Consider the following 21,978-nt stretch of genomic DNA (forward strand, 5'->3'; position numbering starts at 1 on the left):
CGCGCCTTCGGGCCTGATGCATGGGCTTCAGGCTAGTCGCGCTCCGCTGAAAGCGCGCTGAGGAGCGCCGCGAAATCCACGGCGACGAAGAAGGCGACCGCTACGAAAACGGCGTCTACGAAGGTGACGTCTACGAAAGTGGCGTCTACGAAGGCGGCGATTACGAAGGTGACGGCCGTCCCGAAGGCTACGGACACGAAGAAGACGGCCGTGAAGAAAACGGCTGCGAAGAAAGCGGCCGTGAAGAAGACCGCGGCTCCTGAGAGCGCGTCAGCGAAGAGCGGCCCTACGAAGAGCACCACCAGTGCGAAGAGCGGCTCCACGAAGAGCACCACGGGTATGCAGAGCACCACGGCCACGAAGAGCACGAAGAGCGTTACGGGAACCAAGAGCACGACCGGTACGAAGAGCACTGCGGGAACCAAGAGCACGACCGGTACCAAGAGCACGACCGGTACGAAGAAGAGCGCGGCCAAGAAGGCAAAGGCGGGCGCGGCGCAGGCCGCGGAGCAGACGGGAGCCACGACGGTGGTTGCGAAGAAGACTCCTGGCACGGCCACGGCGGCGAAGACCGCGGTTCCCAAGGCGCGGCTCGCCGCGGCGGCGGGCCCGGGGGAGCTCGCGGTGCGCCCCGGCGAGGACCCCTGGACGCCCGAGGAGGTCGAGGAGGCCCGCACCGAGCTGCAGTCCGAGGCGGCGCGGCTGAGCGAGGAGATCACGTCCACCGAGCAGGCCCTCGCCGGTCTGATGCGGGACTCCGGGGACGGTGCCGGCGACGACCAGGCCGACACCGGCACCAAGAACATCACGCGCGAGAGCGAGATGGCGCTGGCCGCCAACGCGCGCGAGATGCTGATCCAGACCGAGCGCGCCCTGGGGAAGCTGGACGCCGGCACCTACGGCCTGTGCGAGAACTGCGGCAACCCGATCGGCAAGGCCCGCATGCAGGCTTTCCCCCGGGCCACCCTGTGCGTCGAGTGCAAGCAGAAGCAGGAACGCCGGTACTGACGCGGTACCGACGCCGGTACTGAGGCTCCCCACAGGTGTGCCGTACCCTCATCCAGAGTTAGGTACCTAGGTCGAGGGACTCACGTGGCAGAGGCGGAGCGCATCATCGGTACGCCGGATACCCCAGAGGCGGCGGGGGCCGAGCCGGAGCAGGGCGACACCGCGTCGCCCCCCAGGGGCAGGCGCCGGATCGCCGTGCTGTTCGTGGTGGCCGCCTTCGCGTACACCCTCGACCTGGTCAGCAAGCTGCTCGTGGTCGCCAAGCTGGAGCACCACGCGCCGATCGAGGTCTTCGGGGACTGGCTGGAGTTCCACGCGATCCGCAACCCCGGCGCCGCCTTCGGGTTCGGCGCTGCCTTCACGGTCATCTTCACGATGATCGCCGCCGCCGTGATCGTGGTGATCGCCCGGCTGGCGCGCAAGCTCTACAGCCTGCCGTGGGCCATCGCGCTCGGGCTGCTGCTGGGCGGTGCGCTGGGCAACCTCACCGACCGGATCTTCCGTTCGCCCGGCATCTTCCAGGGCGAGGTCGTCGACTTCATCGCGCCCAAGGGCTTCGCCGTCTTCAACCTCGCCGACTCGGCGATCGTGTGCGGCGGCATCCTGATCGTGCTGCTCTCCTTCCGCGGCCTCGACCCGGACGGCACCGTCCACAAGGACTGAGCGCCCGGGCTCAGGTAAGGCGGTGTCGGACCCGTCGGGCATACTCGACCGAGTGAGCACCGTTCCCGAGATCCGAAACCTGCCCGTGCCCGACGGCCTGGAGGGCGAGCGTGTCGACGCCGCCATCTCCCGCATGTTCGGCTTCTCCCGTACGAAGGCCGCCGAGCTGGCCGCGGCGGGGAAGGTCACGGTCGACGGCTCGGTGGTCGGGAAGTCCGAGCGCGTGCACGGCGGGGCCTGGCTGGAGGTCGAGATGCCGCAGGCGCCCGCGCCCGTGCAGATCGTCGCCGAGCCGGTCGAGGGCATGGAGATCGTCTACGACGACGATGACGTGATCGTGATCGTGAAGCCGGTCGGCGTCGCCGCCCACCCCAGCCCCGGCTGGACCGGGACGACGGTCATCGGCGGGCTCGCCGCCGCCGGGTACCGCATCTCCACGTCCGGTGCCGCCGAGCGCCAGGGCATCGTGCACCGCCTCGACGTCGGCACGTCCGGCCTGATGGTCGTCGCCAAGTCGGAGCGGGCGTACACCTCCTTGAAGCGCCAGTTCAAGGAGCGCACGGTCGACAAGCGCTACCACACGCTGGTCCAGGGCCACCCCGACCCGACCAGCGGCACCATCGACGCCCCCATCGGCCGCCACCCGAACCACGACTACAAGTGGGCGGTCACCGCCGAGGGCAAGCCGTCCGTCACGCACTACGACCTCATCGAGGCGTTCCGCGCGGCCTCCCTGCTCGACGTGAAGCTGGAGACCGGCCGCACCCACCAGATCCGCGTGCACATGGCGGCCCACCGCCACCCGTGCGTGGGCGACCTGACCTATGGTGCCGACCCGACGCTCTCCAAGCGGCTGCGCCTGACCCGCCAGTGGCTGCATGCCGTCCGGCTCGGGTTCGAGCACCCCGCCGACGGCCAGTGGGTCGAGTTCGAGAGCGGCTACCCGGACGACCTCCAGCAGGCCCTGGACCTGGTGCGCGAGGAGACCTACGCGTGACTCCGCAGCCGTACGCCGTGCGCGTCGCCGAGGACCCCGCCGACCGTGAGGCCTGCTTCGCCGTGCGCAAGGACGTCTTCGTCGTCGAGCAGGGCGTGGCCCAGGAGATCGAGTACGACGACTACGACGCCGTGGCGACGCATGTGCTCGCCGTGCGTGAGGACGGGGTGCCGCTCGGGACCGGGCGGCTGTTGTACGGCGAGGTGGCCGCGGCGAAGACCGGCGGGGATCCGACCGTGGGGTCCCTGGGGCGGCTGGCCGTCACCAAGGAAGCGCGCGGGCTCGGAGTCGGGGTCGCGCTGGTGCGGGCCATCGAGGACGCGGCACGCGCGCGTGGGCTGGCCGCCGTGGACCTGCACGCGCAGACGCACGCGCTGGGGTTCTACGAACGGCTCGGGTACGAGGCGTACGGCCCGGAGTTCGCGGACGCGGGCATTCCGCACCGGGCGATGCGGCGCGCTCTGTGACCGGCTCCATGATCGGCGCTCGGTAACCGAAGGGCGTCGAAAGAGCTGGTCGGGCAGGCGGCGTGGCAGGCTGGGGCGTCCGCTGTGTGAACGTCGAGATCCCGCCGGAGCCCTGACCGTGGATCAATTGGCCCTGCTTTTCGTCCTGTTGCTCGGGGCCGTGGTGAGCGTCCCGCTGGGGGACCGGTTCGGCCTGCCGGCGCCGGTACTCATGACCCTCCTGGGGATAGTCCTCGCGGTGGCCGACTTCGTGCCGAACGTGAACGTCCCGCCCGAGCTGATCCTCCCCCTTCTCCTCCCACCCCTGCTGTACGCGGCCGTACGGCGCACCTCCTGGCGGCAGTTCACCGCGAACATCCGGCCCATCTTCCTGCTGGCCGTGGCGCTGGTGTTCGTCACCACCCTCGCCGTGGCCGCCGTCGCCAGCGCGATCGTGCCGGGGCTGCCGATCGCCGCCGCCGTGGCGCTCGGCGCGCTGGTGGCGCCGCCCGACCCGGTCGCCGCGACCGCCGTCGCGGGCCAACTAGGCCTGCCACGCCGCCTGGTGTCGATCCTGGAGGGCGAGGGCCTCTTCAACGACGTCACGGCCATCGTGCTCTACCACGTGGCGATCGCCGCCGCCGTCAGCGGGAGCTTCGAATTCTGGCGCGCCGGGCTCGACTTCGTGCTGTCCGCCGTCGTCGCCGTCGCCGTCGGGCTGGCCCTGGGATGGGGCACGAACAAGTTGATGTCGGCCCTCGACGACGCCACCCTGCAGATCGGGCTCACCCTGCTGGTGCCGTACGCCTCGTACGTCCTGGCCGACGAACTGCACGGCTCCGGGGTGCTCGCCGTGCTCACCACCGCGCTGTTCCTGGCCGAGTACTCCCTCGGCGCCGACGACGTGCTGACCCGGCTCGCCGGGGCGACCGTGTGGGACGTCGTGGACACGCTGGTCACCGGGGTCGCGTTCGGGCTCATCGGGCTCGAACTGCACAACGCGATCCGTACGGCGTCCGGGCGGTGGGGCGAGATGCTCGGCTGGGCCGCGGCGATCGTCGGGGTCGTGGTGGTCGTACGGCTGGCGTGGCTGCTGCCGGCGACCTGGCTGACGAAACGGCTGCACGCCAAGCGGGACTACGACGAGGAGATCCCGACGTCCTGGCGGGAGACCGTGATCATGTGGTGGGCGGGGATGCGCGGGGTGGCGTCCGTGGCCCTGGCGCTGGCGATCCCGCTGACGATGGACGACGGGTCGGCGTTCCCGGACCGGGACGAGATCGTGTTCATCGCGTTCGGGGTGATCATGGCGACGCTGGTGCTTCAGGGACTCACGTTGCCGTGGCTGGTGAAGCGGCTGGGGGTACGGGCCGACACCGACAGCGAGAAGGCGTTCGAGAAGGAGCTGGCGGTGCGGGCGGCGAAGGCCGCGAAGCGGAGGCTGCGGGAGATCGAGGATGTCGAGGAGCTGCCGGAGGAGGTGTCCGAGCAGTTGTTGCGGCGGGCGTTCGACATCGGGGTGCGGATCTCTCCCGAGGTGGGGGACGGGGAGCGGCGGGAGGCGTACGAGAAGCGGGTGACGCGGGTGAAGCGGATGCGGCGGATCCAGGGGGAGATGATGAGCGCGGCTCGGCATGAGGTGCTGGCGGCGCGGAGTGAGCCGGGGGCGGATCCGGAGATCGTGGACCGGGTGCTTCGGCATCTTGACGTGCGTAGCTTGAGGTGAGGTCGTTCTCCCGCCCACGCACCGCCCGTTTACTGGTGATTGAGGGGTGGACGTCTCCTGCGGGGGCTCGGCGCCGTCGGCGGCTGCGAGTTGAGTGCTGTCGGCGGGCCGCCGTTCGAATTGGCTCGTGTTTGTCCTCGCCCTCTTTGTAGGCTCGCACCATGGCTCGCAACGTTGTGATCAGTGGTGGCGGTACGGGGATCGGGCTCGCCGCGGCGCGTGCCTTCGCGGCTGACGGGGATCGGGTGTTGCTCCTCGGGCGGCGGTTGGAGGTGTTGGAGAAGGCCGGGGTGCCGGGGGCGGTGACGTACGCCGGGGACTTGAGTGAACCCGAAGTCGTGCGCGGGGTCGGGCGGTTCGTGGCCGAGGAGTTCGGCACCGTGGATGTGCTGGTGCACAGCGCGGGCGGTACCGGGGCGTTGGAGCCGGGGAGCGCGAGCAGCGATCCGCTGGACCGTGTCGCGCACGACTGGACGGTCAACTTCCGCATCAACACCCTCAGCGCCGCGCTCCTCACCGAGGCGCTGAAGTCGCGGCTCGCGGAGCCGGGCGGGCGGGTGCTGTTCGTGAGTTCCATCGCCGCGTACCGGGGGTCGGGGAGCGGGGCGTACGGCGGGGCCAAGGCCGCGTTGCATCCGTACGCCCATGATCTGGCCCGGGATCTCGGCCCTCGCGGCATCACCGTGAACGTGGTCGCGCCCGGGTACATCGAGGACACGGAGTTCTTCGGGCCGCAGATCGCTGCCGCTCGGCGTGAGCGGCTCATCAACGACACGTCGACCGGGCGGGCCGGTACCCCTGGGGATGTCGCCGCGACCTTGCACTGGCTCGCCTCACCGGCCGCCGGGCATGTGACCTCGCAGGTGATTCAGGTCAATGGCGGGGCTGAGCGGGGGCGTTGAGGTGGGCCGGGTCAGGCGCAGGATTTGATGTGCGTGGAGTTGCTCTGCCGTAGCCGGGCTGGATCGCTTTGCAGGTGGTCCGGGGCAACGGCCATGTCGAGCAAGGGTGTTGAGGCCTCCGGAGCTGCTCAGTCGTAGCCGGTTCCAGGTCGCCTCGCAGGTCGCCTGTACCAACGGTGTTGTCCAGCATGGGTGTTGAGGCGCCCGGAGCCGTCCGACCCCGGTCCGGGGACTGTGGCCTCGTGTGCGAGGGGGTCTTGCCCAGCATGGACGCTGAACCTTTGGACCGGCTGGCCTCGCTGGTCGTCGCCGGGTCCGGGGCGCTTTGCTGGTCGTCCGGCTCAACGGTGGTGCTGGTCGGAGGTGTTGAGGCGCCCTGGGTCATTGATCCGCAGCCGCAGCCGCAGTCGGGGCCCGCCCGTATCGCTGACCGACCAGGTCAACGGCGTTGTCGAGCAAGGATGTTGAGGCCCCGGAGTCGTTCAGCCGCAGTCGGTTCTCGATCGCCTCGTAGCTCCCCCAGGTCAACAGCCCAGCCCGGCACGGACGTTGAGGCCCCGGAGTTGCTCAGCCGCCAGCCGCCAGCCGCCAGCCGCCAGCCGCCAGCCGCCAGCCGCCAGCCGCCAGCCGCCAGCCGTCAGCCGCCAGCCGTCCGGCACTCAGCCACCCGGCACTCACCGACTCCGCTCCTCCCCGGCCCCTCAGCCCCGATTCGCCCCCGGAGGTTCATGAGCCGGTCGTGTGCCCCCTCCGTTCGGGGACGGGTCCTCGCCCGGGATCGGGGCCGCGTCGGCCGTGTTGACTCGGGGGAGTGCGTAGGGGTGTTCCGTGTACAGCCAGCGGATCATCTGTTCGCGGACCGTGACGCGGACCGTCCAGATGTCGTCCGCGTCCTTCGCCGTGACCAGGGCCCGGACCTCCATGGTGTTGGGGGTGGTGTCCGTGACGACGAGGCCGTAGCTGCGGCCGTCCCAGGCCGGGCACGAGCGGAGGATCTCGCGGAGCTGTGTGCGCATCGCGTCCACCGGGGCCGAGTGGTCGACCTGGAAGTACACGATGCCGGTCATCTGCGGGGTGCCGCGGGACCAGTTCTCGAACGGCTTGGACGTGAAGTACGACACCGGCATGGTGATCCGGCGTTCGTCCCAGGTCCGTACCGTCAGGAAGGTCAGGGTGATCTCCTCGATCGTGCCCCACTCGCCGTCCACGACCACGGTGTCGCCGATGCGGACCATGTCGCCGAAGGCGATCTGCAGTCCCGCGAAGAGGTTGGCGAGAGTGGACTGCGCCGCTACACCGGCGACGATGCCGAGGACGCCCGCCGAAGCCAGCAGGGAGGCGCCGGCCGCACGCATCGCGGGGAACGTCAGCAGCATCGCGGCGACCGCCACCACGCCGACGACCGCGGCCACCACCCGCGTGATCAGCGTCACCTGGGTGCGGACCCGGCGGACCCGGGCCGCGTCGCGGGAGGCGCGGGCGTAGCGCGAGTACGACGCCTCCACGACCGCGGCCGCGATCCGGATCATCAGCCAGGCGGTGGCGCCGATCAGCACCAGGGTCAGGGTCTGGCCGATGCCGACCTGGTGCTCCTCCAGCAGCTGTGCCTTGTCGTAGGAGGCTCTGAGCAGGGCCGCGCAGAGCACCAGCTGGTAGGGGACTCGGCCTCGGCGCAGCAGGCCCCACAGCGTGGTGTCGTCGTGCCGGGCGTCCGCCTTGCGCAGCAGCAGGTCGGTGACCCAGCCGATGAGCAGCGTGAGGACGACGGAGCCGCCGATGACGATCAGCGGGCGCAGTACGTTCTCCATGTGTCCGACCGTACTGGCACGATGGCTTCATGAACATCATGCTCTTCCACTCCACGTACGGTCTCCGGCCGGCGGTGCGGGACGCCGCCGAGCGGCTGCGCGCGGCGGGCCACGAGGTGTGGACCCCGGACCTCTTCGAGGGGCGTACGTTCGAGACGGTCGAGGAGGGCATGGCCTTCAACGACGGCATCGGGAAGGACGAGCTGCTGAAGCGGGCTGTGCTCGCCGCCGCCCCCTATTCGGAGCGCGGGCTCGTCTACGCCGGGTTCTCGCTCGGCGCCTCCGTCGCGCAGACCCTCGCCCTCGGCGACGAGAAGGCCCGCGGACTGCTCCTCCTGCACGGGACCTCGGACATCGCGGCCAACGCCTCCGTCGACGACCTGCCGGTCCAGCTCCATGTCGCCGAGCCCGACCAGTTCGAGACCGACGACTGGCTCAGCTCCTGGTATCTCCAGATGGGCAAGGCGGGCGCGGATGTGGAGATCTACCGGTACGCCGGAGCCGGTCACCTGTACACCGACCCCGGCCTCCCGGATTACGACGAGGAGGCCGCCGAGGCCACCTGGCACGTGGCGCTCGGCTTCCTGGAGACCCTTTAGAAGCCTTGCCTACACGGGGTCGTACGTCCGCTCCACCCGCTGCGTGCCGCTGCGCGTCCGGTACGACCGCTCCCAGGACGAGGTCGCGGTCGCCGAGGTGCGGTCGGACAGGACGTAGTAGTCCATCTGTGCGCGGTCGGCGGTGATGTCGAGGACGCCGTAGCCGTGGCGGTCCGTGTCGACCCAGTGGACGTGCCGGTTCGCGAGCTGGATGACCGGTGCGGCGAGCGCGGAGACCGTGCCCTCGGGGACCTTCACGATGTCGTCGAGGTTGTCGGAGGTCACCGACGTGATCACGAACTCCGTCGCCGCGGACGGCGAGAGCGGGTACGTCCCGGCATCCACCGGCACATCGTTGGCCCAGGACATGTGGATGTCGCCGGTGAGGAAGACCGTGTTGCCGATCGCGTTCGAGCGCAGATGGGCGAGGAGTTCACGGCGGTCGTCGGTGTAGCCGTCCCACTGGTCGGTGTTGACGGCGAGTCCCTCCTGCGGCAGGCCCAGCAGTTTGGCGAGCGGCTTCAACAGGTCGGCGGAGAGCGCGCCGACGACGAACGGCGCGATCATCACCGAGTTGCCGACCAGTCGCCACTTGGTGTCCGATGCCTTCAACCCGGCCTTCAGCCAGTCGAGTTGGGCGCGTCCCGTGATCGTACGGTCCGGGTCGTCGACCGTACCGCTGCCCGAACTCGCCTGCTGCGAACGGAAGGAGCGCAGGTCGAGGAGCGAGAGGTCCGCCAGCTTGCCGAAGCGCAGCCGGCGGTAGGTGGTACCCGCGATCGCCGGGCGGACCGGCATCCACTCGAAGTACGCCTGTTTCGCGGCCGCTTGGCGGGCCGTCCAGGTTCCCTCGGCGCCCTCGGTGTGGTTGACCGCGCCGCCCGACCAGGCGTTGTCCGCGAACTCGTGGTCGTCCCAGATCGCTATGACCGGCGCCTTGGTGTGCAGGGCCTGGAGGTCCGGGTCGGTCTTGTACTTGCCGTGCCGGGTGCGGTAGTCGGCGAGCGTGATGATCTCGTTGGCCGGCGCGTGCTGCCGTACGACCGTGCCGCGCGCCGCGTACTCGCCGGACTTGTACTCGTAGATGTAGTCGCCCAGGTGCAGCCACGCGTCCAGGTCGCCCCGGGCCGCGAGATGACGGTACGACGCGAAGTAGCCGGCCTCCCAGTTGGCGCAGGTGACGACGCCGAAGCGCAGGCCGGTCACGTTCGCGTCCGCCGCCGGCGCGGTGCGGGTGCGCGCCGCCGGGGAGTCGGTGCCGCCCGCCGAGAAGCGGAACCAGTAGTCGGTGGCCGGTTCCAGGCCGCGGATGTCGGCCTTGACGGTGTGGTCGGAGGCGGCGGTCGCGGTGAGGGAGCCCCTGGAGACGATGGTGGTGAAGGCCTTGTCGGTGGCTACGGCCCAGCTCACCTCGGTGTCCGGACCGAGCCCTGAACCGGGCACTGCCTCGGCGGTGGGTGTCACCCGGGTCCACAGCAGGACGCCGTCCGGGAGCGGGTCCCCGGAGGCGACCCCGTGCAGGAAGGCGGGGGTCTGGGTGGCGGCCCCGGCGGGCAGCGCGGCGACGAGCGGGGCCGCGACGATGGCGACGCCGGCGGTGGCGGCCGCGGCCTTGACGACCGTACGGCGGCGCGGGGAGGGCGGGTTGACGCCCTCGGGTGCTCTGTATCGACTGGTCACGAGCGACCAGGTTACTGACCAGTATTAACGAGAGTGGGCGAACTCGTAAAAGTTCGCCCGCTGTTGTACTGCGTGTCAGGCGCCGGCTCCTGGGGCTGCCGCGGAGCGGCGGCACGCCTCGTGCGGTGGCCGCCCGGACCGGCCGGGCGATCGGGGTGCCGGTGAATCGGCGCCGGGCCGGCTGGCGGCCTTCCGGAATTCTTTCGGAGAAGACGGAACGGCCCGCCAGAGAATTGGCGGGCCGTCGCGAAAAAAGGAGTCAGCAGATGTTTACCGACCCGGACGACAAGGAAAGGTTCTCGGAGTAGATCCAGCCCTTGGTCTGGCCGCTTCCCACGCGCCCGTACACCCAGAAGTTCCCCGAGGTGTTATAGACGCCGCACCATGCGTGGAACGCTGTGCCGCCCGCCACGGACTGGGTCTGCGTACACGACGCGAACGGGCCGTTCCGCAGATGCCCCACCACGACCTTGAGCTCACCGTCGGAATTGTTCGGGCCGGTGCTCCCGCATCCATAGGTGGCCGCGCTGGCGGTAGTCGCTCCGCCTATTACGCCCCCCAGCGCCGCAGTTGTGGCGGCAACCGCCACGAGGGCTTTCTTGAACTTCATCTTTCCTCCCCGAATGGTTCATGCGTTGGTGCGGCGTCGACGTTACCTTGCTGAAGCGTTGGGTGTAAACGGCATTTTTTAATTCCAATTTGGATTGATTGCGGCGTCTCTGAGGTGAACTTGGAGGCCCTTCGTGTTTTGCGGCGGTGTGGTTCGTTTTTCGGTTTACACGTGTCAGTGCCCGTTTGGTGACGATTTCTGGAATTCGGTGCGGTGAGGGTCGGTCGAGCGCTGGAGAAAAGCGGAATGCCCCGGACCGGTTAAACGGTCCGGGGCATTCCGGTACTCAGCCCTTGAGAGCCGCGGTGATCGCCGTGTTGAAGGTGTCCACGGTCATCGGCGCGTTCGTACCGTCGGAGGTCAGCGCCTTGCCGTCCATCTTCAGGGTCGGGGTGCCGGTCACCCCGCTCTTGTCGAACGTGGCGGACATGTCCAGCGCCCACTTGTCGTAGGTGCCGTTCTTCACGGCGGTCTGGAACTTCGTGTTGTTCTTCAGCGCGGAGACCGTGTTGGCGACCTTGATGAGGTAGCTGTCGTCCTTGAACTTGTCGGTCGTCTCGTCCGGGTGGTACTTCGTCGAGTACATCGCGGTCTTGTACTCGAGGAACGCCTCGGGACTGACGTTGAGTGCCGCGCCGAGAGCGCTCAGCGCGTTCTTCGAGCCCTCGCCGCCGAGCTTGTCGTCGAGGAAGGTGGCGCCCACGTACTGGATCTTGAACTTGCCGTCCGCCACGTCCTTGTCGACTGTCGAGCCGACGGTCTGCTCGAACTGGGCGCAGATGGGGCAGCGGGGGTCCTCGTACATCACGAGGGTCTTCTTGGCGCTGGCCTTGCCGATGGTGACGATCGTGCCGTTCGTGCCGGTGGTGTTGGCCGGCTTGACGAGCTTGTCGCTCTTGGCGCTCTCCCAGTACTGGGGCTTGTTGTTCTGCACGACGGCGTAGCCGATGCCGCCGGCTATCGCGAGGACGCCGACGACCGAACCGGCGACTATGAGTTGCCGCTTGACCTTGGCGCGCTTGGCCTGGCGCTCGCGCTCCGCGCGCAGTCGCTCTCGGGCCGCCGTCTTCGCCGCCGCGCTGTTCCGCTTGCTCATGTTGGTGATCTCCATCAGGGACGCGCACGTGTGGTGCGCGGATACAGGTATGGGGGGACTGCTTGGGGGTGCTCGGGTGCGGGTGCGCGGTGTTTCAGACCGCGAGGACGAGCGAGCACGGCGGTCCACGCCGTCCCAGGGAGTGCACCAGCAGCCGCTCACGGGCGGTGGTCGTACGGTGCGTGGCGCGCGGCAGCCGGCGGGCCGGCGCGGTGCGTCGGGCCGACACCGCGGCGACGGCCAGCAGCAGCGGGCGGAAGCCCACCGCCGTCGCCGCGCGCAGCAGTTCGGACAGGGCGCGCTCGCCGCGGCGCAGATAGGCGGCCGCGAGGAGTCCGACGCCGATGTGCGCGCCGAGCAGCAGCCAGGCGGCGGTGGCGTCGGTGTGCGTGAGCAGCGCCGCCGCCTGATGGGGATCGTCGGTCATCCGGGCCAGCGAGGTGCCCACGCTGCCGCCGCTGCACAGCACGTCCAGGCCGACCGCGCGCAGTGGTCCGGCGACCGGGCCGCCCGCCCTGCCGTAGCAGGCGTGCTGGCCGGTGGTGAAGACCGTGTCGGCGGCCAGCTCCAGCGGGATCAGCAGTGCGGCGATCCTGCCGAAGCCGCGCTCGCGGCCCGCCAGCGCGTACGCGAGCACGAACACGGTGGCGGCGATCGCCGCCACCGTGCCGAACGGAAGCGGAACCCGGGACAGCAGCACGTGCGACGCGGTGCTGAGCGTCACGACCAGTGCCGTGAACAGCGCCGCGCGTACGGCCCTGAGCTGGATCCCGGATATGTCCATAGCGGAGGTGAGTCTGTCATGTGCTCCGGTAAGGCACCGCTAAAGGGTTCCTGTGAGCGTACGGATGGTTACAGACCCGGAATCCGGCCGTTGCGGAACAGGTCGACGAAGGTCTGGTGGTCGGCACGCGCGCGTGCGCCGTAGCTGTGCGCGAAGTCGACGAGCACGCCCGCGAAGCCGTCCTCGTCGGCCGCGATCGCCGCGTCGATGGCCCGCTCGGTGGAGAACGGCACCAGGGACTCGCCGGACTGGTCGTCGGCCGCCGCGTGCATCGTGGCCGTGGCCCGCCCGAGGTCCGCGACGACGGCGGCGATCTCCTCCGGGTCGTCGATGTCGCTCCAGTCCAGGTCCACCGCGTACGGCGACACCTCGGCGACCAGCTGCCCGGTCCCGCCCAGCTCGGTCCAGCCCAGCCACGGGTCCGCGTGCGCCTGGAGGGCGCGCTGCGAGATCACCGTGCGGTGGCCCTCGTGCTGGAAGTAGTCCCGGATCGCCGCGTCCGTGATGTGCCGCGAGACGGCCGGCGTCTGGGCCTGCTTGATGTAGATCACCACATCGTTCTCCAGGGCGTCGCTGTTGCCCTCCAGAAGGATGTTGTACGACGGCAGCCCGGCCGAGCCGATGCCGATGCCCCGGCGGCCGACGACGTCCTTCACACGGTAGGAGTCGGGGCGGTCAAGGGAGGACTCCGGGAGCGTCTCCAGGTAGCCGTCGAAGGCCGCGAGGACCTTGTAGCGGGTCGCCGCGTCCAGCTCGATGGAGCCGCCGCCCGACGCGAACCGGCGCTCGAAGTCGCGGATCTCGGTCATCGAGTCCAGCAGCTCGAAGCGGGTCAGCGAGCGGGCCGTGCGCAGCGCGCCCAGGAGCGGACCGTCGGCCGTGTCCAGCGTGAACGGCGGCACCTCGTCGCTCTTCGCGCCGGTCGCCAGCGCGTGCACCCGCTCGCGGTACGCGCCCGCGTACACCTGCACCAGCTCGGTGATCTGCTCGTCACTGAGCGCCTTCGCGTACCCGATCAGCGCGACGGAGGCGGCGAAGCGCTTGAGGTCCCAGGTGAACGGGCCGACGTACGCCTCGTCGAAGTCGTTGACGTTGAAGACCAGGCGGCCGTTCGAGTCCATGTACGTGCCGAAGTTCTCGGCGTGCAGGTCGCCGTGGATCCACACGCGCGAGGTGCGGTCGTCCAGGTATGGCCCGCCCCGCTTCTCAGCATCCAGGTCGTGGTAGAAGAGGCACGCCGTGCCCCGGTAGAACGCGAACGCCGAAGCCGCCATCTTCCGGAACTTCACGCGGAACGCGGCCGGGTCGGCGGCCAGGAGCTCGCCGAAGGCGGTGTCGAAGACGGCGAGGATCTCCTCGCCGCGGTGCTCGTCGTTGAGCTGCGGAACCGACATCGCTCTGTGCCTCCTGGTACGGGTGGTGCATGACCTGTGACGAGTCTGTCGTCACTTTCCAACGCTTGAAGGTACGTGGGAGTGCCCGCCTTGTGTCAGTGGCCGGGCATAGGATTCGATGCTGTCCCCCCAGACCGTCCGCTGCTCGTCGTCGACCGTTTCCCCTGGAGGCCAAGCCGTGTCAAAGCCGCCGTTCACGCACCTGCACGTCCACACCCAGTACTCGCTCCTGGACGGTGCCGCGCGGCTGAAGGACATGTTCAACGCGTGCAACGAGATGGGCATGACCCATATCGCGATGTCCGACCACGGCAACCTGCACGGGGCCTACGACTTCTTCCACACGGCGACGAAGGCCGGGGTCACGCCGATCATCGGCATCGAGGCGTACGTCGCCCCCGAGTCGCGGCGCAACAAGCGCAAGATCCAGTGGGGACAGCCGCACCAGAAGCGCGACGACGTGTCCGGCTCCGGTGGCTACACCCACAAGACGATCTGGGCGGCCAACAAGACGGGCCTGCACAACCTCTTCAAGCTCTCCTCGGACGCGTACGCCGAGGGCTGGCTCCAGAAGTGGCCGCGCATGGACAAGGAGACCATCTCCCAGTGGTCCGAGGGGCTCATCGCCTCCACGGGCTGCCCCTCGGGCGAGCTCCAGACCCGGCTGCGCCTGGGCCAGCCCGAGGAGGCACTGAAGGCCGCCGCCGAGTACCAGGACATCTTCGGCAAGGACCGGTACTTCCTGGAGCTGATGGACCACGGCATCGAGATCGAACGCCGGGTCCGTGACGGCCTGTTGGACATCGGCAAGAAGCTCGGCATCCCGCCCCTGGTGACGAACGACTCGCACTACACGTACGCGCACGAGTCGGTCGCGCACGACGCCCTGCTCTGCATCCAGACCGGCAAGAACCTCTCCGACCCGGACCGCTTCCGCTTCGACGGCACCGGCTACTACCTGAAGTCCACCGACGAGATGTACGCCGTGGACTCCTCGGACGCCTGGCAGGAGGGCTGCCGCAACACCCTCCTGGTCGCCGAACAGATCGACACCTCCGGCATGTTCGAGGCCAAGAACCTCATGCCGAAGTTTGACATCCCCGACGGCTTTACAGAGGTCACCTGGTTCAAGGAGGAGGTGCGCCTGGGCATGGAGCGCCGCTTCCCGGGCGGCATCCCCGACGACCGCCAGAAGCAGGCGGACTACGAGATGGACGTCATCATCCAGATGGGGTTCCCGGGCTACTTCCTCGTGGTCGCCGACTTCATCATGTGGGCGAAGAACAACGGCATCGCGGTCGGCCCCGGCCGTGGTTCCGCGGCCGGCTCGATCGTCGCCTACGCCATGGGCATCACCGACCTCGACCCGATCCCGCACGGCCTGATCTTCGAGCGGTTCCTCAACCCCGAGCGCGTCTCCATGCCCGACGTCGACATCGACTTCGACGAGCGCAGGCGCGTCGAGGTGATCAGGTACGTGACGGAGAAGTACGGCGCCGACAAGGTCGCCATGATCGGCACCTACGGCAAGATCAAGGCCAAGAACGCCATCAAGGACTCCGCGCGCGTGCTGGGCTACCCGTACGCGATGGGCGACCGCCTCACCAAGGCGATGCCCGCCGACGTCCTCGGCAAGGGCATCGACCTCTCCGGCATCACCGACCCCAAGCACCCCCGCTACGGCGAGGCGGGCGAGATCCGCGGGATGTACGAGAACGAGCCGGACGTCAAGAAGGTCATCGACACCGCCAAGGGCGTCGAGGGCCTGGTCCGGCAGATGGGCGTGCACGCGGCCGGCGTCATCATGTCCAGCGAGCCCATCGTCGACCACGCACCGGTGTGGGTGCGCCACACGGACGGCGTGACCATCACGCAGTGGGACTACCCGCAGTGCGAGTCGCTCGGCCTGCTGAAGATGGACTTCCTGGGCCTGCGCAACCTCACGATCATGGACGACGCCATCAAGATGGTGAAGTCCAACAAGGGCATCGACCTGGAGATGCTCGCCCTCCCGCTGGACGACCCCAAGACCTTCGAACTGCTCTGCCGCGGCGACACGTTGGGCGTCTTCCAGTTCGACGGCGGCCCGATGCGCTCCCTGCTGCGCCAGATGCAGCCCGACAACTTCGAGGACATCTCCGCCGTCTCGGCCCTGTACCGCCCCGGCCCGATGGGCATGAACTCGCACATCAACTATGCCGAGCGCAAGAACAAGCGCCAGGAGATCACCCCGATCCACAAGGAGCTGGAGGAGCCTCTTGAGGAGGTCCTCGCGGTGACCTACGGCCTGATCGTGTACCAGGAGCAGGTGCAGAAGGCCGCCCAGATCGTCGCCGGCTACTCGCTCGGCGAGGCCGACATCCTGCGCCGCGTGATGGGCAAGAAGAAGCCCGACGAGCTGGCGAAGAACTTCACCATCTTCCAGGCCGGCGCCCAGAAGAACGGCTACAGCGACGCGGCGATCCAGGGCCTGTGGGACGTCCTGGTCCCCTTCGCCGGCTACGCCTTCAACAAGGCGCACTCCGCCGCGTACGGCCTGGTCTCGTACTGGACCGCCTACCTGAAGGCCAACTACCCGGCCGAGTACATGGCGGCGCTGCTCACCTCGGTCAAGGACGACAAGGACAAGTCCGCGATCTACCTCAACGAGTGCCGCCGCATGAAGATCAAGGTGCTCCCGCCGAACGTCAACGAGTCGGTGCACAACTTCGCCGCCCAGGGCGACGACGTGATCCTCTTCGGCCTGGAGGCCGTGCGCAACGTCGGCACGAACGTGGTCGACTCGATCATCAGGTCCCGCAAGGCGAAGGGGAAGTACGGCTCCTTCCCCGACTACCTGGACAAGGTCGAGGCCGCCGCCTGCAACAAGCGCACCACCGAATCCCTCATCAAGGCCGGTGCGTTCGACACCCTGGGGCACACCCGCAAGGGCCTCACCGCGCACTTCGAGCCGATGATCGACAACGTGGTGGCGGTCAAACGCAAGGAGGCCGAGGGGCAGTTCGACCTCTTCGGGGGCATGGGCGAGGAGGACACCAGCGAGCCCGGCTTCGGGCTCGACGTGGAGTTCACCACCGACGAGTGGGAGAAGACGTATCTCCTCGCCCAGGAGCGGGAGATGCTCGGTCTGTACGTCTCCGACCACCCGCTCTTCGGTCTGGAGCACGTGCTGTCCGACAAGGCCGACTCGGGCATCGCCCAGCTCACCGGAGGTGAGCACGGGGACGGCGCGGTCGTCACCATCGGCGGCATCATCTCCGGCCTCCAGCGCAAGATGACCAAGCAGGGCAACGCCTGGGCGATCGCCACCGTCGAGGATCTCGCGGGCTCCATCGAGTGCATGTTCTTCCCGGCGTCCTACCAGCTGGTGTCGACCCAACTCGTCGAGGACACCATCGTGTTCGTCAAGGGCCGCCTCGACAAGCGCGAGGACGTGCCGCGCCTGGTCGCGATGGAGATGCAGGTCCCGGACGTGTCGAACGTGGGCACCAACGCGCCCGTGATCCTCACCATCCCGGCCACCAGGGTCACTCCGCCCATGGTCAGCAGGCTCGGTGAGATCCTCAGCCACCACCGGGGCGACAGCGAGGTCCGCATCAAGCTCCAGGGCCCGACCAGGACCACGATCCTGCGTCTGGACAAGCACCGGGTGAAGCCCGACCCGGCACTGTTCGGCGACTTGAAGGTGCTGCTCGGCGCGGCCTGTCTGGCCGGCTGAGCAACAGCAACAGACGTGACCGAGGGGCGCATCCGTCGACGGATGCGCCCCTCGGTGTGTGCCCAGGTCTCAACGACCCGTACGCGGAGGTCAGTTGTGACCGAAGCGCTTCTGCTTGCCCTTACGGGCCATGTCGCCCGGTGTCACCTGGGATATGCGCTGCTCGGCCTGTGCCTCCATCGAGGACGAGGTGGCCTGCTCCTGGGCGCGCTCCGACTGCGGCTGCTTACGGTCACGGTTCTTGTTCTTGGCCATGGTGATCTGCCTCCTGAGGGGGATCTAGGGGCCAGGGCCGCGACCAGATTCACATAGCCTGACGAAGAACGCATTTCGGATAATTACCGTGTGTGACATGGTTGGTACGAGAGAGAAGCCCCGAAACGCCACGCCGAAGATCGAGTTCGGGCCGTTAACCCCTGCGCGGTCGGGCAGACTCGAAGCAAGCCCGAAGCAAACCGACCGGGAAGAGGGTGAGTCGCGTGGACCGCTGCATCGTCCTGGTGGACGCCGGGTATCTGCTGGGGGCCGCAGCAAGTCTCCTCGCCGGAGAGCCCTCGCGTTCCCGTATCACCGTCGATCACGCCGCCCTCATCCAGGGTCTGCGCGAGCGAGCCGAGTCCGACACCGAGCGACCCCTGCTGCGTATCTACTGGTTCGACGGCGCCCCCGACCGCGTCCCCCAGCCCGAGCACCGCAGGCTGCGCGTGATGCCCCGCGTGACCGTCCGCCTCGGCGCCCTGACCCGCAGCGACGGCCGCTGGGCGCAGAAGGGCGTCGACGCCGCCATGCACGCCGAGCTGACCGAGCTGGCCCGCAACCGCGCCTGCTCCGACGTCGTGCTCGTCACCGGCGACGGGGACCTGCTGCCGGGCATGATGGCCGCCAAGGAGCACGGCGTCGCCGTACACCTGTGGGCCGTGCAGGCCGCGGACGGGGACTACAACCAGTCCGAGGACCTGGTCGCCGAGGCCGACGAGCGGCGGGTGCTCGACCGGACCTGGATCACCAAGGCCGTACGGGCGAAGGACCTCGGCGGGGTGTGCGCCCCGCCGCCGGTGCCGCGGCCGGAGATCGCCGCGATCCTGTCCGCGCCGCTGCCCGAGTCCGCGCCGGCCGCCCGCGAGCGGTCGGTCGAGGAGGGCGAGCACGCGGCGGCGGAGGCCGGCTCCGAGAACGGCGCGCAGGAGCGGGTGCCCGCGCCCAAGGGTGTGCCCACCCCGAAGGACCTGGCGGGCCTGAAGGCCCCGGGTGCCGCCGCGCCCGCGCAGCAGCCCGCGAGCGCGACCCTGCGCTGGTCCTCCGACAAAGGGTGGGTCGACCGGCCGGGCGGCGCCGCCGAGCCGCCCGAGGTCGCCTCGATGCCGACGCTGGCGCAGCTGACCACCGCCGAGCAGCGCTGGGCCGACCGCGAGGAGGACATCACCACGGTCGGCGGCGACCCCTACGAGGTGGGCCAGGTGTTCGCCCGCCGCTGGATGGGCCGCCTCGGCGACCACGGCAGCCACCTTCAGAAACTGTCCGGGATGTACCCGCGCGTCCCGCACCGCATCGACGGTGAACTGCTGCGCTACGCCGCCCGGTTCGGCCTTCTCGCCCACAAGGACGACCAGATCGACGAGCACGACCGGTACGCGATCCGGGCCGGTTTCTGGCGCGAGATCGACGTACGGACGGCCGCGGAGCACGCGCCCGCCGGGGAGTGAGCGGACGCGGCCGGTCCGGTTACCGCACCGCCTTGTGACGGGATTGTCTTTACCGACGGATTTGCCGTTCTCGACCGACCCGCGAGCGGGCGGGGCTCCCGGACCCCGTAGTCTCGTCCCGTGAGTACGCGCGCGGGAGTGGCACTTCGACACGGTGGGGATGTCGTGTGTGCGGTGCGCGGGCTCAGCAAGACCTATCCGGCGGTGCGCGGCCGACGCGGTGCGCCGGGAACCCCCGAGGTGCGGGCCACCGACGACGTCACCCTCGACATCCGCCGGGGCGAGATCTTCGGACTGCTCGGGCCGAACGGCGCCGGCAAGTCCACCCTCGTACGCCAGCTGACCGGGCTCATGCGGCCCGACGCCGGCAGCGTCGAGATCCTCGGCCACGACATCGTGCGCCACCCGGAGCGGGCCGCGCGGATCCTCGCCTACCTCGGCCAGGAGTCCTCCGCGCTCGACGAGCTGACCGTGTCGCTGGCCGCCGAGACCACCGCCCGGCTGCGCGGCCTGGACCTGCGCGACGCGCGGGCCGAGCGGGACGCCGTACTGGACGAGTTGGGGCTTACGGCCCTTGCCGGGCGGCCGCTCAAGAAGCTGTCCGGTGGGCAGCGGCGGCTGGCGTGTGTGGCCGCCGCGCTGGTCGGGGAGCGTCCGCTGCTGGTGCTCGACGAGCCGACCACCGGGATGGATCCGGTGGCGCGCAGGGCCGTGTGGTCCGCCGTCGACCGGCGCCGGGCCGAGCGCGGGTCCACCGTGCTGCTCGTCACCCACAACGTCATCGAGGCCGAGACCGTCCTCGACCGGGTCGCCGTCCTCGACCAGGGCAAGGTCATCGCCTGCGACACCCCCGCCGGACTCAAGGAACAGGTCGCGGGCGAGGTGCGGGTCGAGCTGGTGTGGCGGGAGAAGCCGCCGCTGGACGTCCCGGAGGTCGCCGCGCTGCGGGACCGGGCCGTCGAGTCCGGCCGCCGCTGGACGCTCAGGCTCGCCCCCGAGGAGGCCCGGGTGGCCGTCGCCACGGTGACCGGCGGAGCCGCGTTCGCCGCCCTCGACGACTTCACCCTGGCCACGCCCAGCCTGGAGGACGTGTATCTGACGTTGGGCGGAAACGCGCAGGGGCTGGTGAAGGCATGAGTACACGGGCCGTCGTATCCGTATGGGACAGGTCGACTGCCGGCGTCGAGAGGAGCAGCGCGACGTGACTGTCGTATCCGCCGATGTTCTGCCGAGTGGCCCCCTGGCCGTGCCGGAGGCCGTCGGGACGGGCGCGGCCGAGCTGGGGCCGAAGGCCAGGCTGTGGCCCTCCATGGCCGCCGTGTACCGGGCACAGCTGTCCCGGGCGCGGGTCGCGCGGATCCCGCTGCTGTTCGTGGCGACCTTCCAGTCGGTCGGCATCCTGATCATGATGCGCGGGGTCGTCGACGGCGGCAGCCACGACGCCCAGTTCGTGGTCGCCGGCTCGTCCGTGCTCGTCGTCGCCTACGTCGGGCTCAACCTGCTTGCGCAGTACTTCGGGCAGCTGCGCGGCAGCGGCGGGCTCGACCACTACGCCACCCTGCCGGTGCCGCCCGCGGCCGTGGTGCTGGGCGCGGCGGGGGCGTACGCCTCCTTCACCGTGCCCGGGACCATGCTGACCGCCGTCTTCGGGTGCGTGCTGTTCGGGCTGCCGATGGGGAACATCTGGATCCTGGCTGCGGTGATCCCGCTCGCCGGGGCCGCGCTCGCCGGGCTCGGCGCGGCTCTGGGGCTGCTCGCGCCCCGCCCCGAACTCGCCACGCTGCTCGGGCAGTTGGGTATGTCCGCGGCTCTGCTGCTGGGTGTGCTGCCTGCTGATCGGATGCCGGACGCGGTGCGGTTCCTGCGGGATCTGGTGCCCTCGACGTACGGCGTGGAGGCGTTCGCGCAGACGTTCGGGGCGCATCCGGACTGGGCTCTCGTCCTCGGTGACCTCGCCGTATGCGCCGGGGTCGGGGTCGTTTCGCTGGCCGTCGCCGCCTGGGCCTACCGTCGGGCTGCCGTCCGGTGACGCGCCGCACAGCCGGGCCTGGCACGATGTCAGAGTGACCGCACCGCTGACTCCTCCTCCGCCGCCGCGTGACCAGTCCCCGCACGATCCGTGGCAGCCGCCGGGTGACCCGAACACTCCGGGCGGCCCCGGCTCCCCGGGCGACCCGGGTGCCGGGTATCCCGTGCACGCCGTCCCGCAGGACGCGTCCTACGGCCAGGACGGGCCCGGGATCAAGACCGAGCTGATCGAGGCCGTGGTCGTCACGGTCGCCTCGGCGGTCGGCGGGGTGTTGCTCGGGGTGTTGTGGTGGTGGCTGGCGCCGCATGTGCCGCTGGTCGGGGACGTGGTCGACAAGAGCTGGGTCGTCTACCTCAAGGACTCCGAAGGCGAGCAGGCCGTGGGGGTGGACGGAACGTTCACTCTGCTCGCGGTCGCGTTCGGGGTGGTGAGCGCGCTCGTCGTCTTTCTGCTGCGGCGGCGTGGGGGAGTGCCGCTGGTCGCCGCGCTGGCCTTGGGCGGGCTGCTCGCTTCGTTCCTCGCCTGGCGGCTGGGGATGTGGCTGGGGCCCACGAAGGACGTGCTCGCGCATGCGAAGGCTGTGGGTAAGGGGGTCACGTTCTCTGCGCCGCTGAAGTTGGGGGCGAAGGGGGCGTTGCTGGCTTGGCCGGTGGCTGCGCTGGTCGTTCACCTCGGGCTGACGGCGCTGTTCGGGCCGCGGGATCCTGAGCCGGTGTATGTGCAGCAGGGGGCGGTTCCTAAGGATGGGTACGGGGCTCCGACCGCTTAGGGGTGGGTGGTGGGTGCGGCGAGGAGTTTTTCGCCCCCGCCGCCCC

19 protein-coding genes are annotated in these 21,978 nt (G+C 69.6%); 12 read left to right on the plus strand and 7 right to left on the minus strand.

Translation table 11 applies throughout. The annotated features are described in order from the left end of the window. Positions 1-57: 57 nt before the first annotated feature. The 6 genes from ACNFOC_RS29905 to ACNFOC_RS29930 all read left to right on the plus strand — a co-directional run bounded on the left by ACNFOC_RS29905 (position 58) and on the right by ACNFOC_RS29930 (position 5,742). Positions 58-1,008, plus strand: a complete 951-nt coding sequence (locus ACNFOC_RS29905; protein WP_416962194.1) for a TraR/DksA family transcriptional regulator — start codon at positions 58-60, stop codon at positions 1,006-1,008. Between the two features lie 84 nt (positions 1,009-1,092). Beyond that, positions 1,093-1,671 (plus strand): signal peptidase II, encoded by a 579-nt coding sequence (gene lspA, locus ACNFOC_RS29910; RefSeq protein WP_328683893.1) that lies wholly within the window; start codon positions 1,093-1,095, stop codon positions 1,669-1,671. A 52-nt stretch (positions 1,672-1,723) separates the two neighbouring features. Continuing rightward, positions 1,724-2,668 (plus strand): RluA family pseudouridine synthase, encoded by a 945-nt coding sequence (locus ACNFOC_RS29915; RefSeq protein WP_327404745.1) that lies wholly within the window; start codon positions 1,724-1,726, stop codon positions 2,666-2,668. Then, positions 2,665-3,135, plus strand: a complete 471-nt coding sequence (locus tag ACNFOC_RS29920) for a GNAT family N-acetyltransferase (protein ID WP_416962181.1) — start codon at positions 2,665-2,667, stop codon at positions 3,133-3,135. The genes ACNFOC_RS29915 and ACNFOC_RS29920 overlap by 4 nt, the downstream gene beginning before the upstream one ends. A 118-nt stretch (positions 3,136-3,253) precedes the next feature. Further along, complete coding sequence (locus tag ACNFOC_RS29925) at positions 3,254-4,840, plus strand: Na+/H+ antiporter (protein ID WP_416962182.1); 1,587 nt, start codon at positions 3,254-3,256, stop codon at positions 4,838-4,840. A gap of 161 nt (positions 4,841-5,001) precedes the next feature. Further along, positions 5,002-5,742: an SDR family NAD(P)-dependent oxidoreductase gene (locus ACNFOC_RS29930; protein ID WP_416962183.1), complete on the plus strand. Its 741-nt coding sequence runs from the start codon at positions 5,002-5,004 to the stop codon at positions 5,740-5,742. Positions 5,743-6,443: 701 nt separating this feature from the next. Here ACNFOC_RS29930 and ACNFOC_RS29935 read toward each other — a convergent pair. Beyond that, a complete protein-coding gene (locus ACNFOC_RS29935) occupies positions 6,444-7,550 on the minus strand; it encodes a mechanosensitive ion channel family protein (protein WP_416962184.1) in 1,107 nt (368 codons plus the stop codon). Between the two features lie 29 nt (positions 7,551-7,579). On the opposite strand from ACNFOC_RS29935, the gene ACNFOC_RS29940 reads away from it, so the two are divergent. Further along, positions 7,580-8,149 carry a dienelactone hydrolase family protein gene (locus ACNFOC_RS29940; protein ID WP_416962185.1) on the plus strand — a complete coding sequence of 190 codons (570 nt, stop codon included), beginning with the start codon at positions 7,580-7,582 and terminating at the stop codon, positions 8,147-8,149. 9 nt (positions 8,150-8,158) lie between these two features. On the opposite strand, the gene ACNFOC_RS29945 is transcribed toward ACNFOC_RS29940, so the two are convergent. From ACNFOC_RS29945 to ACNFOC_RS29965, 5 genes are all read right to left on the minus strand, one after another. Then, complete coding sequence (locus tag ACNFOC_RS29945) at positions 8,159-9,829, minus strand: alkaline phosphatase D family protein (protein WP_416962186.1); 1,671 nt, start codon at positions 9,827-9,829, stop codon at positions 8,159-8,161. Between the two features lie 259 nt (positions 9,830-10,088). After that, positions 10,089-10,439: a hypothetical protein gene (locus tag ACNFOC_RS29950; RefSeq protein WP_416962187.1), complete on the minus strand. Its 351-nt coding sequence runs from the start codon at positions 10,437-10,439 to the stop codon at positions 10,089-10,091. Between the two features lie 286 nt (positions 10,440-10,725). Beyond that, complete coding sequence (locus tag ACNFOC_RS29955) at positions 10,726-11,535, minus strand: thioredoxin domain-containing protein (protein WP_416962188.1); 810 nt, start codon at positions 11,533-11,535, stop codon at positions 10,726-10,728. A 94-nt stretch (positions 11,536-11,629) separates the two neighbouring features. Then, a complete protein-coding gene (locus ACNFOC_RS29960) occupies positions 11,630-12,319 on the minus strand; it encodes a hypothetical protein (protein WP_416962189.1) in 690 nt (229 codons plus the stop codon). A gap of 68 nt (positions 12,320-12,387) precedes the next feature. Continuing rightward, positions 12,388-13,713, minus strand: coding sequence for a DUF2252 domain-containing protein (locus ACNFOC_RS29965; RefSeq protein ID WP_318015764.1), 1,326 nt, complete (start codon positions 13,711-13,713; stop codon positions 12,388-12,390). 178 nt (positions 13,714-13,891) lie between these two features. Between ACNFOC_RS29965 and dnaE the strand changes: the two genes are divergently transcribed. After that, positions 13,892-17,431 carry a DNA polymerase III subunit alpha gene (gene dnaE, locus ACNFOC_RS29970; RefSeq protein ID WP_416962190.1) on the plus strand — a complete coding sequence of 1,180 codons (3,540 nt, stop codon included), beginning with the start codon at positions 13,892-13,894 and terminating at the stop codon, positions 17,429-17,431. Between the two features lie 90 nt (positions 17,432-17,521). Here dnaE and ACNFOC_RS29975 read toward each other — a convergent pair whose 3' ends face one another. Then, positions 17,522-17,686: a hypothetical protein gene (locus ACNFOC_RS29975; RefSeq protein ID WP_019062300.1), complete on the minus strand. Its 165-nt coding sequence runs from the start codon at positions 17,684-17,686 to the stop codon at positions 17,522-17,524. A gap of 224 nt (positions 17,687-17,910) precedes the next feature. Here ACNFOC_RS29975 and ACNFOC_RS29980 point away from each other — a divergent pair, with 224 nt between their 5' ends. From ACNFOC_RS29980 to ACNFOC_RS29995, 4 genes are all read left to right on the plus strand, one after another. Next, positions 17,911-19,134, plus strand: coding sequence for an NYN domain-containing protein (locus ACNFOC_RS29980; RefSeq protein ID WP_416962191.1), 1,224 nt, complete (start codon positions 17,911-17,913; stop codon positions 19,132-19,134). 165 nt (positions 19,135-19,299) lie between these two features. Further along, entirely contained in the window at positions 19,300-20,271 is a 972-nt protein-coding gene (locus ACNFOC_RS29985; protein WP_416962195.1) for an ABC transporter ATP-binding protein, read from the plus strand. Between the two features lie 64 nt (positions 20,272-20,335). Continuing rightward, complete coding sequence (locus ACNFOC_RS29990; protein WP_416962192.1) at positions 20,336-21,163, plus strand: ABC transporter permease; 828 nt, start codon at positions 20,336-20,338, stop codon at positions 21,161-21,163. Positions 21,164-21,197: 34 nt separating this feature from the next. Next, entirely contained in the window at positions 21,198-21,932 is a 735-nt protein-coding gene (locus ACNFOC_RS29995; RefSeq protein ID WP_416962193.1) for a DUF2567 domain-containing protein, read from the plus strand. Positions 21,933-21,978 lie beyond the last annotated feature (46 nt).

Source organism: Streptomyces colwelliae, assembly GCF_048158785.1.
Taxonomy (GTDB): domain Bacteria; phylum Actinomycetota; class Actinomycetes; order Streptomycetales; family Streptomycetaceae; genus Streptomyces.